This window comes from Paraglaciecola sp. 25GB23A (genome assembly GCF_040012495.1).
GTDB lineage: Bacteria > Pseudomonadota > Gammaproteobacteria > Enterobacterales > Alteromonadaceae > Paraglaciecola.
The window spans coordinates 387,205-403,458 of record NZ_JBDYKM010000002.1 but is presented as its reverse complement, the minus strand read 5'-3'; the positions used below and the strand labels follow the sequence as shown (position 1 = coordinate 403,458).

At 40.6% G+C, this 16,254-nt stretch carries 17 protein-coding genes; 11 read left to right on the top strand and 6 right to left on the bottom strand.

What is annotated here, in order from left to right; translation table 11 throughout:
- Window positions 1-138 precede the first annotated feature (138 nt).
- The 9 genes from ccoN to uspE all read left to right on the top strand — a co-directional run bounded on the left by ccoN (window position 139) and on the right by uspE (window position 8,180).
- Window positions 139-1,572: a cytochrome-c oxidase, cbb3-type subunit I gene (gene ccoN / locus ABKW31_RS07080; protein ID WP_348615593.1), complete on the top strand. Its 1,434-nt coding sequence runs from the start codon at window positions 139-141 to the stop codon at window positions 1,570-1,572.
- Window positions 1,573-1,584: 12 nt separating this feature from the next.
- Entirely contained in the window at window positions 1,585-2,190 is a 606-nt protein-coding gene (ccoO, locus tag ABKW31_RS07075; RefSeq protein WP_348615592.1) for a cytochrome-c oxidase, cbb3-type subunit II, read from the top strand.
- A gap of 1 nt (window position 2,191) precedes the next feature.
- Window positions 2,192-2,365, top strand: a complete 174-nt coding sequence (locus tag ABKW31_RS07070) for a cbb3-type cytochrome c oxidase subunit 3 (RefSeq protein WP_348615590.1) — start codon at window positions 2,192-2,194, stop codon at window positions 2,363-2,365.
- Window positions 2,358-3,311 (top strand): cytochrome-c oxidase, cbb3-type subunit III, encoded by a 954-nt coding sequence (ccoP, locus tag ABKW31_RS07065; RefSeq protein WP_348615589.1) that lies wholly within the window; start codon window positions 2,358-2,360, stop codon window positions 3,309-3,311. The genes ABKW31_RS07070 and ccoP overlap by 8 nt, the downstream gene beginning before the upstream one ends.
- Window positions 3,312-3,399: 88 nt before the next feature.
- Complete coding sequence (locus ABKW31_RS07060) at window positions 3,400-3,894, top strand: FixH family protein (protein WP_348615588.1); 495 nt, start codon at window positions 3,400-3,402, stop codon at window positions 3,892-3,894.
- Between the two features lie 7 nt (window positions 3,895-3,901).
- Complete coding sequence (locus ABKW31_RS07055; protein ID WP_348615587.1) at window positions 3,902-6,268, top strand: heavy metal translocating P-type ATPase; 2,367 nt, start codon at window positions 3,902-3,904, stop codon at window positions 6,266-6,268.
- 13 nt (window positions 6,269-6,281) lie between these two features.
- A complete protein-coding gene (gene ccoS / locus ABKW31_RS07050; protein WP_348615586.1) occupies window positions 6,282-6,494 on the top strand; it encodes a cbb3-type cytochrome oxidase assembly protein CcoS in 213 nt (70 codons plus the stop codon).
- Window positions 6,481-7,149: a sulfite exporter TauE/SafE family protein gene (locus tag ABKW31_RS07045; RefSeq protein WP_348615585.1), complete on the top strand. Its 669-nt coding sequence runs from the start codon at window positions 6,481-6,483 to the stop codon at window positions 7,147-7,149. Before ccoS ends, ABKW31_RS07045 begins: the two co-directional genes overlap by 14 nt.
- A gap of 101 nt (window positions 7,150-7,250) precedes the next feature.
- Entirely contained in the window at window positions 7,251-8,180 is a 930-nt protein-coding gene (gene uspE, locus ABKW31_RS07040) for a universal stress protein UspE (protein WP_348615584.1), read from the top strand.
- 146 nt (window positions 8,181-8,326) lie between these two features.
- Here the strand turns inward: uspE and ABKW31_RS07035 are convergent, their stop codons facing one another.
- The 3 genes from ABKW31_RS07035 to ABKW31_RS07025 form a co-directional block, all read right to left on the bottom strand.
- Window positions 8,327-9,229 (bottom strand): sulfotransferase domain-containing protein, encoded by a 903-nt coding sequence (locus ABKW31_RS07035; RefSeq protein WP_348615582.1) that lies wholly within the window; start codon window positions 9,227-9,229, stop codon window positions 8,327-8,329.
- A 638-nt stretch (window positions 9,230-9,867) separates the two neighbouring features.
- Window positions 9,868-11,106: an FtsX-like permease family protein gene (locus tag ABKW31_RS07030; RefSeq protein ID WP_348615580.1), complete on the bottom strand. Its 1,239-nt coding sequence runs from the start codon at window positions 11,104-11,106 to the stop codon at window positions 9,868-9,870.
- Window positions 11,107-11,123: 17 nt separating this feature from the next.
- Complete coding sequence (locus tag ABKW31_RS07025; RefSeq protein ID WP_348615579.1) at window positions 11,124-11,783, bottom strand: ATP-binding cassette domain-containing protein; 660 nt, start codon at window positions 11,781-11,783, stop codon at window positions 11,124-11,126.
- Window positions 11,784-11,936: 153 nt separating this feature from the next.
- Between ABKW31_RS07025 and ttcA the strand changes: the two genes are divergently transcribed.
- Both ttcA and ABKW31_RS07015 read left to right on the top strand, forming a co-directional pair.
- The gene (gene ttcA, locus ABKW31_RS07020) at window positions 11,937-12,851 is read left to right on the top strand and encodes a tRNA 2-thiocytidine(32) synthetase TtcA (RefSeq protein ID WP_348615578.1); all 915 of its coding nucleotides are present in this window, start codon (window positions 11,937-11,939) and stop codon (window positions 12,849-12,851) included.
- Between the two features lie 33 nt (window positions 12,852-12,884).
- Entirely contained in the window at window positions 12,885-13,907 is a 1,023-nt protein-coding gene (locus ABKW31_RS07015) for a patatin-like phospholipase family protein (RefSeq protein ID WP_348615576.1), read from the top strand.
- A gap of 100 nt (window positions 13,908-14,007) precedes the next feature.
- Here the strand turns inward: ABKW31_RS07015 and ABKW31_RS07010 are convergent, their stop codons facing one another.
- Genes ABKW31_RS07010 through ABKW31_RS07000 form a run of 3 tightly spaced genes read right to left on the bottom strand, consistent with a single transcriptional unit; the run spans window position 14,008 to window position 16,224 of the window.
- Complete coding sequence (locus ABKW31_RS07010; RefSeq protein ID WP_348615574.1) at window positions 14,008-14,640, bottom strand: DUF2987 domain-containing protein; 633 nt, start codon at window positions 14,638-14,640, stop codon at window positions 14,008-14,010.
- On the bottom strand, window positions 14,637-15,509 hold the full coding sequence (locus ABKW31_RS07005; protein WP_348615572.1) for a glucosaminidase domain-containing protein: 873 nt from the start codon (window positions 15,507-15,509) through the stop codon (window positions 14,637-14,639). The genes ABKW31_RS07010 and ABKW31_RS07005 overlap by 4 nt, the downstream gene beginning before the upstream one ends.
- Window positions 15,475-16,224, bottom strand: a complete 750-nt coding sequence (locus ABKW31_RS07000) for a hypothetical protein (protein ID WP_348615571.1) — start codon at window positions 16,222-16,224, stop codon at window positions 15,475-15,477. Before ABKW31_RS07000 ends, ABKW31_RS07005 begins: the two co-directional genes overlap by 35 nt.
- Between the last annotated feature and the right edge of the window lie 30 nt (window positions 16,225-16,254).

Here is a 16,254-nt window from a genome sequence, read left to right as displayed (position 1 = left end):
CATTATTATTTGTAAGGTTTTTAGCCTTAATAATATTTAAATTTCAATTGCTTATAAATTAATCTAAATGATTAAAGCTAAGTTAATAGTTTGTAAATATCAAATGGCGCTTCATTAACAAATTGGAAGATTCATTAAATGAGTGATGCAATTCAAGTACACCCCGAATATAATTATAAGGTTGTTCGGCAGTTTGCAGTGATGACCGTTATTTGGGGGATCATTGGCATGAGTCTAGGCGTTTTAATCGCTGCTCAGCTGTATTGGCCTGCCCTAAATTTCGATACCCCCTGGTTAACCTTTTCACGCCTTCGTCCTCTTCACACTAATGCGGTGATTTTTGCATTTGGTGGTTGTGCCTTATTTGCTACTTCTTATTACGTTGTGCAACGAACATCACAGGTACGAGTGTTCAGTGATAAGTTAGCTGCCTTCACGTTTTGGGGTTGGCAGACAGTTATTGTATTGGCCGTCATTACTTTGCCACTGGGTCTTACCTCTTCTAAAGAATACGCGGAACTTGAATGGCCAATCGATATACTGATTGCTTTAGTTTGGTCAGCTTACGTAGTGAACTTTTTTGGTACTATGGTTATTCGTAAGGTTTCACACATTTATGTAGCAAACTGGTTCTTTGGGGCCTTTATGTTAACGGTGTTGGTATTACATGTCGGTAACAGCATGGTTGTGCCGGTGTCACTTACTAAGTCTTATTCAATATACGCTGGTGCTGTTGATGCGATGATGCAGTGGTGGTACGGACACAACGCAGTAGGTTTTTTCTTAACTGCTGGATTTTTAGGTATGATGTATTATTTTGTGCCTAAACAAGCAGGTCGTCCGGTCTATTCGTATCGCCTTTCTGTTGTTCACTTTTGGGCCCTTATTTCTTTGTACATCTGGGCTGGCCCTCACCACCTGCACTACACTGCTCTACCTGACTGGACTCAGTCCCTAGGCATGGCAATGTCTGTCATTTTATTTGTTCCCTCATGGGGAGGTATGATCAACGGTATTATGACCTTATCAGGCGCATGGCATAAGCTACGCACCGATCCAATCTTACGCTTCTTAGTGGTTTCCTTATCGTTTTACGGTATGTCGACTTTCGAAGGCCCCATGATGGCAATTAAGACGGTTAATGCTTTATCGCATTATACCGATTGGACAATCGGCCACGTTCACTCAGGTGCCTTGGGTTGGGTGGCTATGGTATCTATCGGTTCCATCTATCATCTAATTCCGGTGTTGTTTAATCGCGAACGCATGTACAGCACCTACCTGATTAATGTGCATTTCTGGTTAGCCACTATCGGGGTTGTTCTTTACATCGTAGCTATGTGGATGTCAGGTGTATTACAAGGTCTTATGTGGCGCGCCATTAATGCTGATGGCACTTTAACTTATAGTTTTGTTGAGTCTTTAGAAGCGTCTAAACCGTTCTATCTGGTTCGTTTCATCGGTGGTGTTTTTGTAGTGGTTGGTATGCTGATAATGGCCTATAACTGTTACCGCACTATTAAAGGTGATACGCAAGAAACTGCTGACGACAAAGCTTTACAGGCCGCATAAGGAATTTAATCGATGAAAAATGCACATGAATTAGTTGAAAAAAATGTCGGTTTGTTAACAATTTTGATTTTGGTCGCCATTAGCTTAGGGGGCGCAGCTCAAATTACGCCCCTGATGTTTCAGCAACAAACTATGACACCGGTAGATGGATTAGAGCCCTACACAGCCCTGCAAATGGAAGGAAGAGATATTTTCATTCGCGAAGGCTGCGTAGGTTGTCACAGTCAAATGATCCGCCCGTTTCGTTCAGAAACAGAACGTTATGGCCATTATTCAGTGGCGGGTGAATCTGTTTGGGAGCATCCTTTCTTATGGGGTTCAAAACGAACAGGGCCTGACTTAGCCCGTGTCGGGGGACGTTACAGTGATGAATGGCATAGAGTACATTTAATCAATCCCCGCAATGTAGTTCCTGAGTCTAATATGCCTGGCTTCCCTTGGTTGGCCGAAAACAAATTAGACGGTAACTTGACTGCTAAAAAGCTCTCAGTATTCAGAGATTTTGGAGTGCCTTATACCGATGAGGATATAGCTGGTGCCAAAGAAGCTGTCGTGGGAAAAACTGAGATGGAGGCAATCATTGCTTATCTTCAGTCTCGCGGCACTGCGTTGAAATAATATGGATTACGCAGTTAGCGGTAGTATTTTTACAGTTTTAGTATTTGTTTGTTTTATCGGCATAGTGGTGTGGGCATTTAGCAAGAAATCAAAAAAGCGTTTTGATGAAGCACAAAATTTGATTTTTGATGATGAGCCATCCACTAACAAGCAGGAGTCAAAGCTAGATGAGTAGTTTTTGGAGCATTTGGATCTCAGTGATTACACTGGGTAGTATATTAGGTTGTTTTTTATTGTTACGTTGGTGTCTCTCCAATAAAACTGGTGTAGACGAAGGCGATGATATGCATCATGAATTTGATGGTATTATCGAAATCAATAATCAACTGCCCCGTTGGTGGACGATCTTATTTTATATTTGTATTGTCTGGGCCTTGTTGTATTTATTACTTTACCCAGGTTTAGGTAACTTTAAAGGTTTATTGAATTGGCAAAGTTCGAACCAAACAATCTTATCTTTGGCCGAATCTAAGGCAGCCGTTGAACAAAATAAGGTCGATAGTGTCATCAGTCAATATGACCGTGAAGTCGATCAAGCTAATGCTTTGTTTGAACCTATCTTTGATGGCTATTTTGCTAGACCGATAACTGAATTGGCTCTCGACCCTGAAGCTTTGAAAGTCGGACAGCGATTATTTAGTCAAAACTGCTCCCAATGTCATGGTTCTGATGCTCGCGGTCAACGTGGCTTTCCTAACCTGACAGATAATGATTGGTTATATGGTGGTTCTCCAGAAAAAATCACTGAAACTTTGATTAATGGTCGCAATGCTATGATGCCTGCTTGGCTCGATAGCATGGGCGCTGATGGCATAGAAGAAGTGGTCCAATACACTTTGAGCCTGAGTGGTCGTAAGGTAGATGAATCCCTTGCTGCTAAAGGAAAGGATCGATTTGTTGCTTGTGCTGCCTGCCACGGTGCTGATGGCAAAGGGAATCAGTTAGTGGGTGCTCCTAACTTAACAGATGATGTTTGGTTATATGGTAATTCTCATGAAAAAGTAACGGAAACCCTAACCTATGGTAGAAACGGAGTTATGCCTGCCTTCAAAAACACCCTAGGCGAAAAGAAGATCCATTTAGTCGCAGCCTACGTTTACAGTTTGTCACAAGATAAATAGTGAATAGAAACGATAACAAGCCTCGGTTTAGCCGGGGCTTTTTTTATTAATATCAATCAACAATTATAGTTAATTCTGGAAATCAAACATGCAACATAAAGCTGAAAAGCGCCATTGGTATAAACAGTTTTGGCCTTGGTTTCTAATCGCCTTCCCTCTTTCTTCTATGGTACTGAGTTTTACTATGATGAAATTAGCATTTACCGGTAAAGATAGCTTAGTCATAGACGATTATTACAAAGAGGGCCGGTCAATAAATATGGATTTACATAAGTTCCAGGAAGCAAAAGTACGTGATATTGAAGCCAAACTATTATTTGCTAGTAATACGATAGAGTTGGTATTTCTTAAGGGTAACTTGGATGATGGTTCTGCATTAACTCTAGATTTTTTTCATTCAACACAGGAGTCCAAAGACTTTAAAACGGTATTATTCAAAGATGCTTCTGGAAAATATACAGGTTCTTTCGATCAAGACCTAGCAGGAAAATGGCGTATTAGTTTGCACCCACATGATGAGCTTTGGAAAATACAGCAGCTGGTATCGCTACCACAAAGTGAAGCCGTGGACTTTAAACCCTGAGTAAAACATGCAGCAACCTTGTTATCATTGTGGTACCCCAAATCCAAATACTCAATATCAGGCAGTTGTACTTAATGAACTACGGTATTTTTGTTGTCCAGGATGTCAAGCGGTTGCCGAAGCCATCGTCAGCAATGGACTTGAAAATTACTACAGTTTTCGCAGTGAAATGGCTGAGAAAGTGGCAGACAATAACAGCGAAATTTTCCAATCCCTGCAACTTTTCGATGATGATAATATCACTGAAGAATTTGTTCATCACAGTGGCGACAGTAAAGAAGTTCAGCTAAGTATAGCCGGCATCAATTGCGCGGCCTGTGGGTGGTTATTAGAAAAGCAATTATCTAAACTTGAAGGAATTAACAAGGTTGGAGCTAATGTCACCAGTAAACGGCTAATAATACAATGGGACGAGAAGCAACTAAAGTTAAGTCAAATACTACGTAAAATTCAACAGATTGGTTACATAGCCAAGCCTTTTCAAGAAGAACAACACGAAGCTCTGCACCAACAAGAAAACAAAACATTACTCAAACGCTTAGGTTTGTCGGGTTTAATGACCATGCAAGTCATGATGCTAAATTTGGGAGTATTTTTTGACGTATTTGGCCAGATTGATGCAGCAACCAAACAGTACTTTAATTGGATTAGTTTGATACTAAGCACGCCTGTTGCATTCTATTCTGCCATGGGTTTTTACTTAAGTGCCTGGCGTGCGCTGAAAGCCCGAACAGTGAATATGGACGTGCCTATTAGTTTTGCACTGATTTCAATCTATGTTTCCGGTTTATATGCGACATCAACTGCCAATGGACAAACCTATTTTGAATCCTTGTGTATGTTTGTGTTTCTGTTGTTAATCAGCCGTTTTTTGGAACAAAACGCGCGTTTCAAAGCGGCACAAATTTCAGCAAATTTGTTGAGTCATATGCCAACAACCGCAACATTAGTCTGTGACGAGGGCCATAAGACTGTGCTGGCTAAACAATTAAAAATAGGACAACGGGTTTTGGTCAAGGTCGGCGACGTGGTACCTATTGATGGTTTAGTGCTTGAAGGTATGGGTCAGGTGAATGAATCGATGTTAACCGGTGAGTTTCAGCTGATAAGCAAACGCGCCGATGATCCTGTGTATGCCGGCACTATTAATCAAGTAGGTACGATGGTAATAGTGGTACAAAATGAATTAAAAGACTCAGTCGCCAGCCAGATAAACCAGTTGCAGAACCGAGCTTTATTGGCAAAACCAAAGGTAGCAAATTTTGCTGATAGAACAGCCCATCATTTTGTCTTATTTGTACTGATTATTGCCGCTTTAACCTATGTAGCTTGGTTATTTATTCAACCTGAAAACGCTTTTTGGGTCATGATTTCAGTCTTAATCGCAACCTGTCCTTGTGCTCTCGGTTTAGCCACGCCTGTCAGTTTAACTTGCACGGTAGGTTATTTGAATAAACGGGGCGTATTAATAAAACGAGCTGATGTCCTAGAACAGTTGACTACGGTTGATTGGGTGGGCTTAGATAAAACAGGCACACTAACAGAGGGACAATTTGTTATAAAAAAATTGGTTAATTATAGCGAGTTAACTGATGATCGTATTCTAAGCTTAGCTGCGAGTTTAGAGCAATTTTCGTCGCACCCTATCGCTGCTGTATTTAAACAATACAGTAACATACTAAAAGTCGAACAAGCTCAGGAACATATTGCCAAAGGGATCAGCGGTATTATTAACGATGTAAATTATAGCATCGGCTCAGCACGCCTGCTGCCAAACCCAAGTGACCCGTCTCTGGCACAATTTAATGTCTTTCTATTGCAAGAGCAGCAGCTCTTGGCAGCATTTATACTAAGTGATGCCATTCGCCCTGAAAGTGCTGCGGTGGTCAGTCAACTTGCTCCTTTACATATTAGTTTACTCAGTGGTGATAATAGCCAAACGGTAGAATTAGTCGCCAATGAATTGAATATAGACGATTGGCACGCCCAACTTGATCCGCAACAAAAATTAGACTTCATCAAACAGGCACAAGCTTTAGGTCATCAAGTACTGATGATTGGCGATGGAATCAATGATGCTCCAGTGCTCGCCCAAGCCGATGTATCTATTACTTTAGGCATTGGCACTGATTTGGCAAAATCATCCTCAGATATTATTTTGCTTGAAAATTCCTTACAAAAAATACCACTTATTATCAGGCAAGCGATAAGAACTCAGCGTAACATAAAGCAAAATATTGCTTGGGCAACAGCGTATAATTTATTAGTGTTACCATTAGCAATTAGTGGTTCGTTAAGCCCCTTAATCGCGGTGATTGGTATGTCAGTGAGCTCACTCATAGTGGTAGCCAATGCCACTCGTTTATTAAAATAATTAGGCTATCGTTATGAATGTTATTTATGTGCTGATCCCCTTAGCCATCATTTTGGTGTGTATCGCAATTGCTGTGTTTTTTTGGGCAGTTAAGACAAATCAATTTGATGACTTAGAGCGTCATGGCCACAGTATTTTATTTGACGATGATATAAAAAAGGCCGAGCCTCAAACAAAGCACAATAAAGACAGTGTCGATAACGCGGAAAATAATGACCGACCTTAGTTTTATCTCAGCTTTTTTGATAGGCATAGCAGGTAGCGTTCATTGTGTGGGAATGTGTGGTGGTATTGTTGGGGCGTTAAGCTTTGCCATTCCTAAACAACAATCCAACCATTTATATATATTGTCTTATAATATTGGCCGAATATTGAGTTATGCCCTAGCTGGTGCCCTTGTCGGCTTACTTGGCCAATTAGTTAGCCATAACAGCCACACTGGCGTCATTGTTTTGCAGCTAATTAGTGGAATATTTTTAATTTTATTGGCAAGTTATATAGGCGGTTGGTGGCACGGCTTACTCGTCGTCGAGAAAATGGGGAAATATCTCTGGAAGTTTATCAGTCCACACTCCAAGCGCTTTATTCCGTTTAAATCGCCTTTAAGTGCCCTACCTTACGGTATGTTATGGGGCTGGTTGCCCTGTGGATTAGTTTATTCTACTTTAACCTGGTCATTAGCTAGCGGCAGCGCATTTGATGGTGCGATTATCATGTTTGCTTTTGGTCTAGGCACTCTACCTGCCATGTTTTTAATGGCTTTGGGCTTCAAGCAAATCCAGCAGGTCGTTACCCATGTATTGTTTAAACAAGCTATTGCTTTCAGTTTGATGCTTTACGGCTTATTTACCATCGTTAAGGCATTAGGATTGCCATTTTAAACATAAAATGTTTTCTCCAAGTTATTGGCAAATAATAGGATATCTTCATACACTTAGCTTAAATTTAATGTTAATTCAAATATTTCAATAGGACACATTGTATGAACTTTCAAAAAATTCTAGCGGTGATTGATAGTAATATTGAACAACAAAAATCCTTGGCAAGAGCCATAGAGATATCGCAAAAAACAGGTGCCAGTATTACCGCGTTTTTGACCATCTATGATTTCTCTTATGAAATGACCACAATGTTGTCTATGGATGAACGTGAAACAATGCGGCAAGCGGTAGTCGATGACCGTACCGAATGGCTTGCTAGTTTAATCAATGCTGATTTTGCCACTAGCCAGTGCACTATTGACATAAAAGTGGTGTGGCATAATCGTCCCTATGAAAGCATTATTTATGAGGTAATTGACAAAGGCTATGACCTTATTGTTAAAGGTACGCAACAACATAGCATATTACAGTCGGTTATTTTTACGCCTACTGACTGGCACATCATGCGCAAGGCTCCCGTGCCAGTATTGTTGGTCAAAGAACATGATTGGCCAATCGGCGGCAAGATCCTCGCAGCTCTCAATTTGGGTGCGGATATAGATGAACATAAATCTCTTAACCAGCAAATTACCAACCATGCCCTGCAATTTGCATCGCTATTGAAATCTGAACTGCATTTAGTCAACGCTTATCCGGGCACACCTAGCAATATCGTGATTGAAATCCCTGAATTTGACCCGACCCATTATAATCAAACGATCCGTCAACATCATGTTGATGCCATGCAAGCTCTAGCTCAACAACACAATATTTCATTCCAACACTGCCATGTTGACGAAGGTTTACCCGAAGACGTTATTCCAAAGTATGAACAACAACTTGACGCTGAACTTGTGGTACTAGGTACCGTAGGGAGACAAGGCATTTCAGCCGCATTAATTGGCAATACAGCTGAACATGTTATTGATAAATTAAATTGTGATGTATTGGCCATTAAACCCGATGGTTTTGTATGCCCTATTCGCTTATAAACGTTAGCTAAGTGTCAAACTATGCTAAATCTCCGTGCTTTAGAGCTAAGTATTGAGTGCTTTAATACGCTTTCTAACTTCTTAATATATCAAGAGCATCTGAAGTTAGATTGTTATGCGAAATCTGGCTAAACACAGGAAAGCAACTATTTGAGCTCCCCCGTGGCAAACCAATGTGCACATTCGGGACCGAGCTTTGATTCTGCAGACTGCTCATAATTCGTAACCTGTTTTGCAGAAAGCGTTTCACGCCACCGACCATTAGTGCCTTTATGAATAAATGTCTCTGCGCCCCCTTCCCAAAACGCCCCTCCAAGAGGAACACTCTTTGAAGCATTGGCCTTCATATAGTCGAAACTACAATGCTTTAATATATTTTCCCACTTCGATTCTTCGATGGGTGTGCCAATGAATTTTGCAATGCGGCGAATTTCACCCGGCATATCTGTCTTTAAATTTGCAAAATGCACCATGTGCACGTTTGGCAAATTCCGAACGGCCCACCATGTGCGGGCATTGTCCCAGAACGACCAAAATGGAAAGCCGTCTTTTTCCAACCAACTGTCGAAATACTGAGAGATCGACGAGCATGGTGGTTCGATTCCTGAACCAATTCTGCCTGGCGTATTATTAAGGGCGTCATACCATGCTCCGTTAGCATTAAGATGATGGTTATGAAGGCTCCAAATAACATCACGCCCGTCTCGACCGATGTAGATGTACTTAGCCTTTGGTGAGAATACCAGGGCATCCACAGGCAAATGGGTTTTTACGAATCGACGATGGGTCTGTGCTTCGACCTCAGGCAACTTGACATCTTTCGGAGGCACTCGCAAGTCCATCCAGGGCGACATCTGAGCAACTTCTAAGCCCTTCTCTCCTGAGAACAGTAGCTGAGACACAATTTGCTGCATCCAAGTCGTCCCTGATTTGGCATAGGTTGAAATGACAATGTCGTCGTCACGAAATACAAAGTCATTCCAGATTGTCGAATCAAAATGATGGTTGTGAAACTCTCTTGTCTTCACTGGAAAAATAACTTTATTCATGAGGTCAAAACCTTGTCTACAGATTGCGGGCCAAGCCTAGCACAAGGAAGTTGTGATGTTAGTGAATTTTGTGTATTTTTTACGCAAGAGGTGCCAATATTAGAAAATCCTTTGGTGGTTGTAGTGGGCGCACTGCTTATTCTTCGGTCAAATGCATGAATGCATTTCATAAATCTGCGTAGTGAAGAAGACTCGGAGTATCCTCAAGACAACTTATGAAGCGCAAGCTTTAATGAGTTGGCAGAGTTAACCTAGTGCGACACCTTGTGTCCAAGATATAGAAATCACGTGTTCGAACACCGCAAATGATGTAGCTAGGCGAATATGCGCTATTTGGATTTCTATTGTTCTGTAAAATGAAGCCCGACGGCCTGTAATTGATGCTTGCCGGAGTAGTAGTCTTACTCCTGAACAGAGGTTTTGGTTAAAAAATTAAACATTAGCTTAACGTTGCGCATGCCTTTTTGTTTAATCAACTGAGCTATTAATTGATGCAAATGCTACTTAGCTGCCCGCTACAATTATAACGACTGCCTTGGCCCCCTCAACCAGCTTAAAAACGAAATTCAAAGAAAGGTAGTTTCTTGTAAACGATGAAACTAATTGATCGGATGTGACACTTTGTTAGTCAGCAAATACTAAGTTAAGCGCAGTCCCCCTGACAGGCTTTTTCTATAACTACTTAAGGCAGGCACTAGGGCCAGTAAACACGCAAAACCTACAGCCAAGCCCATATAAGTCATTGTAGCCATGGGATCAGGTACGGCACTAATAACAAAAGCATAGTGCTGTATTAAATAAGGTTGCACAAAAACCAAAGCGATGATTAGCATAATATAACCGGTGATACAGCCAAATAGAGTGATCAAAAAGGCTTCACTTTCAACTAAAAAGACGATGACCCAAGGGCTAGCACCTAGTGCTCTGAGGATAGCGAGCTCTCTTTGACGCTCACGCATAGAGGCTAACAACATCGTCATCATCCCGATTAACGATGCAACCAGCACTAAAATAGCGATTACTCTTAAACTCATTTCTACCGCAGACATAAGTTGCCATAGCTCACGCAGGGCTACGCCTGGCAATATAGCGCTTAATGGCTCCATGGAGCTTTGACTTATGCTGCGTTGTAAACTGAGAAGACTAATCTTATTGCTAACCCCAAATAAAGCGGCACTAATAACACTGGGTGGTTCAGCCTCAGCCTCATGTTCTTCTGCTTCATGAGAATGATGAGCCCCCACATCATGCAGCTTATCTACTGATCCAAGCGGTATATATATCGCCCGATCGATTGGTGTTCCCGTGGTGTTGAGAATGCCTACTACTTTAAAAGGGTGGTCTTTATGCTGAGTAAAACTTACCTTGCCAGCCCCATGAGAAAGAATAATTTGTTGATTGAGTTGATAGCCAAACTCTTGAGCGACAGATGCACCTATTACCAACTCATCACCGTGATCAAACAACTGGCCTTTATTAAGGCTTAATGCTTCTTTTTCTGCAAACTTCACGTGTTCAAAATAGTCTGAAGTAGTGCCAACTACTGCATAACCCCTATGTGAATCGCCTAATACAATGGGCACAGCCCATGATACTTTGGGATCAGATGCCAAAGTTGTAAAGCTTTGCCATGAGACATTATTACTGGGATATCCTATTCTGAATATTGAAAAAAGTAGTAAATTTAACTGACTGGTACGACTACCCACGATGAGATCAACGCCTGACACTGAACGCTCAAAGCTTTGCCTGACCTGTAATTCGATGTGACTTACACTAACGAGTACCAACATACTAATCGCGATAGAAAAACAAGTAAGAAGCACCATCCATTTACGTGAAAATAAACTGGCTAATATCAATTTAAATAACATCATGTTAATCAATTTTCCTGTTAGACAATCAGATTAGATAAATCAAGCTGCTGCGAAAAATGATGTGCAAGACCTCGATCATGACTAACAAACACCACAGTACTGTCTTGAGCGCAATCTAACAATAACTGGATAAATTGGTCACGTAACTCACTATCTAAGGCTGATGTCGGCTCATCGGCAATAATAAGCTTGGGTTGGTTAAGTAAGGCTCTAACCAGTGCAATTCGTTGTTGTTGTCCGACACTCATTTGACTGGCTGATTGACCAAGTAGCTCTGCACTTAGCTGCAATTTTTCACATAACTGAGTGAGTAAATCTGCCTGTTTGGCTTTATCTTTTGAACAAAAATAACTACCTAACTGAATATTTTGTATTCCACTGAGGTAGGGCAATAAATTGAACTGTTGGAATATCATGCCGATGTTGTTTGCTCTAAATTGATCTCTCTTCGAAGCAGACAACAAATTTAATTCATGGCCTAGCACCTTTAATTGGCCTGAATACCCGCTTATAACACCACTTAAAATATTTAATAAGGTGGATTTTCCACTGCCAGATTGCCCATACAAAAATAGTTTTTGTCCCGTTTTAACTTGCCAAGTAGGTATATTCAAGGCAAAGGAACTGTGATTATCCCAATTAAATTTTAATTCTGTGATGTCTATCGCTAGTTCCATGGCAGGCCGCTACAACGTTGATGTGTTTGTGGATTAATCAAATTTAAACAATAACTATTAAAAAGGAAGTCTAAATCACTGATTTTTATTAACGTATTTTCCGTTATAATTGCACAACGCTAGATGCAATAACAGTATTTTTAAGACGAGCAAATGAGTCAGATTTCAGCCCTAGACAGCAAAAAGAAATATAGTTTCAACAAATTAGAAAAAAGACTACGTCGTTCTACCGGTCAAGCAATCTCCGACTTTAATATGATTGAAGACGGTGACAAAGTGATGGTATGTTTATCTGGCGGCAAAGACAGTTACACCATGTTAGATGTGTTGCTGTATATGCAAAGAGTCGCGCCGATTAAATTTAGTATCATTGCCGTAAACCTTGATCAAAAACAACCTGGCTTTCCTGAACATATATTGCCAAATTATCTTACTCAATTGGGGGTCGACTTTAAAATAGTAGAAGAAGACACCTACTCTATTGTGTTAGATAAAATTCCAGCAGGTAAAACCACTTGCTCATTATGTTCGCGGCTCAGAAGAGGTATTTTGTATCGAACAGCAACTGAGTTAGGCGCGACCAAAATTGCCTTAGGCCACCATCGTGATGACCTACTAGAAACTCTATTTTTAAATATGTTCTACGGTGGTCAATTAAAATCAATGCCGCCTAAACTGGTTAGTGATGACGGCAAACAAATAGTGATCCGTCCCCTAGCCTACTGTAGTGAAAAAGATATAGCCCGTTATTCAACTGTCATGGAATTTCCAATCATTCCGTGCAACTTATGTGGCTCGCAAGATAATCTACAACGCGTTGCCATAAAAGCGATGTTAAATGATTGGGACAAGCGATTTCCAGGCCGAATTGAGTCAATGTTCAGATCACTGCAAAATATAACGCCTTCACATTTAGCGGATAATAAGCTGTTTAATTTCAGTGGGCTTAAAACCCAATTAACACCATTTGAAGATGGTGATATTGGCTTTGATCCCCCATTAATTTCTCCCATGGAACATCTCGAGGATAATTTGGACACAACAAGCGTGCAAATCATTAATCTATAAAATGCACAAGTTGCGAAGGCAAGGAATATTCAAATGAAAATAGGGTTAGCATTAGGCAGCGGAGCATCGAGAGGTTGGGCTCACATTGGGGTGATTCAAGCACTTGAAGAGTTGGGCATTAAAATTGATATTGTTGCAGGGTGCTCCATCGGCGCCTACGTCGGGGCGGCGTATGCTTCAGGTAAATTAGAACCCTTATCAGATTGGGTAAAAAGTTTAACAGAATGGCAAGTATTTGCACTGATGGGTGTGGGCTTTTATCGAGGCGGTTTAGTCAGTGGTTTAAAAGTATTCAAAGCCTTAGAAGATAATTTTGCCTTTGATGATTTTAATAAACTACACAAACCATTTGCGGCAGTTGCCACAGATTTATACAGTGGGCGTGAAGTTAACTTCACTCAAGGTTCGGTTATTGAGGCGGTGAGAGCGTCATGCGCTATCCCTGGTTTATTTCCGCCAGTTTGCATAAACAAGCGCTGGTTAGTTGACGGTGGTGTTGTTAATCCAGTACCCGTCAACTTATGCCGTTTACTGGGTGCAGATATTGTATTCGCGATTAACTTAAGTGCTGATTTTCGTCCCCAGTCTTTGTTGCAAGACCAGTTGGAGCACGAGAGAAATCAACAAAAAACCTCTGACTTTTTTAAACGTAGTCAAAATCAAATTCAAAATTGGTTTAAAAAAGGCAGCAAGTCAAATGACGAAAACTTGGATTATGCGCCGGATGCTGAACCGCAAGATTTAACAGCAGAAAGTGAAATAAACATATTAGATCAGGCCAATGCTGAAGAACCTGTCTCTGAAGATAATCCTACTACAGTTGCCTTACCTACCCCCTCAATACTCAATGCCATGTCCGGTTCCTTAGACATATTGCAAGGTCGAGTAACACGGTCGAGGCTAGCCGGCGATCCTCCCGATATACTGATAGAGCCGCAATTGCGTGATTTTGGCATGATGGAATTTTACCGAGCAAACGAACTGATAGAAGAAGGCCGCAATAGCGTTACGCGTATCGCCGATCAGATCAAGTATCAACTTAGATTAAGCACTTAACCCCAATGTGAGTAAGCATAAAGCCTTGGTCTTCATCCAAGGCTTTACATACATAGATATTGAGCAAATCACTTACAAATCTCGAGCTAAAACGAGCCGCTTACTGCCTAACGAGTCCATTGATTCTGATAGGTGTTTGGCTAAAGTTCAGCCCTTGTTTTGCTTGTTCAATCGCTTCATCTGAGACATCAACTTCCTGCTTTTTTATGACCACATCTTTATTGTGTTCAAGTAAGGTTGGTGTTTCAGCAAAGGTAAATTTAAGCCCGTCACTACTTGGCATCATAAAAGACAAAAAACTGCCCATATCACTAAAAAATTGCTTATATTGAGCTGACAATAAAATGAGTTCTTGCTGCTTATAGCTAGATTTCAAATATTCAGCTTTGGTTTCAAGCTGCACCGACATATCGCATTGGTTTGCTGGCTGTTGTAAATCTATCGTGACAAATGCATTAGCTAGTTTTAAGGCTTTTTCAGTAGGTAAGGTAAAACGATGATATTGATCAATGGTCAGCGGAATAGTCATTTTTTGGGTCACAATCGTTGCTTGATTAATATCACACAAGTAACTTTCCCCCGCTTTTTTAAAACCAAAAGAAAACTGCAAGGCGTTTAGTTCTTCCTTATCAATTTTTTTTAAGTGGGTATAAAAACGCGAATACTCCACGTCAATCTGCTCTGCGACAGTCGTTTGCGCCAGTAAAATAAGGGTTAGCAGTAACTTTTTCATGCGGATAAATTCATATATTTACGATTCACTCTTATCATGCTTAATATTTCGTCAATGTAGTCTTGACCTCTAATAGAATAACTATGGAGCCCTTGGGCCAGTGCTTCAGCAGTTATAGGACGATTTCTAGCTCTCAACTTCGCTCTTACATCGCGCAGCTCAGCGTAGGCATAATGCCTATTCAAATTTCTAATATATGTCATCACAGCATGAGACATATTGCGAAACTTTGCCACTTCGTGAGCCTCATCATCTCCCCTTAGAGTTGGCACAAATCCACAGCCTTTTTTAAAACACCACAAGCCAAAAAAATTGTAGCCATTTTGTGCAAACCGCGAAGTTCCCCAAGCAGATTCGTTTGCTGCTTGAACCAAAATTAATGCTGGAGGAATAATATCAACGCGCTTGACTAGCTCTTTTAATAAAGCCGGTGTCGATTCTTCGTCTTCTAACTGATATTTAATCGCCAATTTATCTAAAACTTGGCGATGTCGAACACTCAGGGTTGGCGATTGGGCAAATTGATTAGACAGAGACAATACAATCTCACGTTCTCGAAGTACTATAGTATTCTGGCGTCTAATTTCAGGTAATAAATAGCTAAAAAATTGTTTCTTTTTCTCTGTTATATCTTCAATTTCTGCAAAATTGGGTACTTTTTTATAGATAATCTCCAAAGGTGGCACTTCCATATGTTCCATACTGACTATGTCATTTGAAACATCTTCGGGTTCAACCTTGGTTTTAAAAAAAATAGCAGCGAGACCAATGATTAAGAAACTAATTAAAATAATCAGTCGATAATTTACTTTCGCTTTGTGCTTGCTTTTATGTTTAGGCATCAAAGACTGAGTCACTTTCTTTTTCATTAATTACCTCTGTATCTTGCCGCTTTACTTGAATGCCAAACAACTCACGGTATAGAACCCCTTTCAAATTAAAATAAAATGGAATAATCCAAATATAAGCTAATCCAAAAGTAAACATCCCTGCGATAAACATCATAAAAGCAGCCATATAAAATATACTGAGATGCAACCAGTATCGATTAAATACTCGAATAGATTGCAATATAGCTTGGCTCGGTGGCAGCTGTTTTTCTACATATAACATCATCGAAAAACCTGTGGCTAGTCCAAGATAAAGGCCTGGCAAAAGAAATAATGCAAAACCCAAGTAAACTATGACTAATATCAATACCGCTATAAAAATAACCAGTGCTGAATTTATAATCCGGCGTAATACCTTAGAAAATGCCGGGCGCTCACCTACACTGTGGGATATACCAGTCATAAACATAGCAGCCACTAATGGTGCTGTTATAACGGTCACCACAATCTGTAAAGCAAGCTGAACATTGGGTGGTGCGACTGCCCAATCTTGAACATCAAAAATCTGTTCCAAAATTGCTATGCACAATAGTACTACGCCGAAAATAAGTAGGGACCCTTGCAGCAAGCTGCCCTTGCGTGTTTGACTGATGTTCCAAGCTTCTTTTGCAAGCGCCGTCATATCAAGATTAGCCTTGCCCTGTAGGCTGTTTTCAATACTACCACCTACATTGTCATATTTATTATGTTCCACGCTGTCGCCTTTATAAAAATTTAAATCATT

Excerpts from the sequence above, each read along its gene's own strand:
- uspE (WP_348615584.1), top strand. The coding sequence starts at position 7,251 with ATGAACTTTCAAAAAATTCTAGCGGTGATTGATAGTAATATTGAACAA.
- ABKW31_RS07005 (WP_348615572.1), bottom strand. The coding sequence starts at position 15,509 with ATGAAAAAGAAAGTGACTCAGTCTTTGATGCCTAAACATAAAAGCAAG.
- ABKW31_RS07010 (WP_348615574.1), bottom strand. The coding sequence starts at position 14,640 with ATGAAAAAGTTACTGCTAACCCTTATTTTACTGGCGCAAACGACTGTC.
- ABKW31_RS07030 (WP_348615580.1), bottom strand. The coding sequence starts at position 11,106 with ATGATGTTATTTAAATTGATATTAGCCAGTTTATTTTCACGTAAATGG.
- ABKW31_RS07035 (WP_348615582.1), bottom strand. The coding sequence starts at position 9,229 with ATGAATAAAGTTATTTTTCCAGTGAAGACAAGAGAGTTTCACAACCAT.
- ABKW31_RS07045 (WP_348615585.1), top strand. The coding sequence starts at position 6,481 with ATGACCGACCTTAGTTTTATCTCAGCTTTTTTGATAGGCATAGCAGGT.
- ccoO (WP_348615592.1), top strand. The coding sequence starts at position 1,585 with ATGAAAAATGCACATGAATTAGTTGAAAAAAATGTCGGTTTGTTAACA.
- ccoS (WP_348615586.1), top strand. The coding sequence starts at position 6,282 with ATGAATGTTATTTATGTGCTGATCCCCTTAGCCATCATTTTGGTGTGT.
- ccoP (WP_348615589.1), top strand. The coding sequence starts at position 2,358 with ATGAGTAGTTTTTGGAGCATTTGGATCTCAGTGATTACACTGGGTAGT.
- ABKW31_RS07070 (WP_348615590.1), top strand. The coding sequence starts at position 2,192 with ATGGATTACGCAGTTAGCGGTAGTATTTTTACAGTTTTAGTATTTGTT.
- ABKW31_RS07015 (WP_348615576.1), top strand. The coding sequence starts at position 12,885 with ATGAAAATAGGGTTAGCATTAGGCAGCGGAGCATCGAGAGGTTGGGCT.
- ttcA (WP_348615578.1), top strand. The coding sequence starts at position 11,937 with ATGAGTCAGATTTCAGCCCTAGACAGCAAAAAGAAATATAGTTTCAAC.
- ccoN (WP_348615593.1), top strand. The coding sequence starts at position 139 with ATGAGTGATGCAATTCAAGTACACCCCGAATATAATTATAAGGTTGTT.
- ABKW31_RS07060 (WP_348615588.1), top strand. The coding sequence starts at position 3,400 with ATGCAACATAAAGCTGAAAAGCGCCATTGGTATAAACAGTTTTGGCCT.
- ABKW31_RS07025 (WP_348615579.1), bottom strand. The coding sequence starts at position 11,783 with ATGGAACTAGCGATAGACATCACAGAATTAAAATTTAATTGGGATAAT.
- ABKW31_RS07055 (WP_348615587.1), top strand. The coding sequence starts at position 3,902 with ATGCAGCAACCTTGTTATCATTGTGGTACCCCAAATCCAAATACTCAA.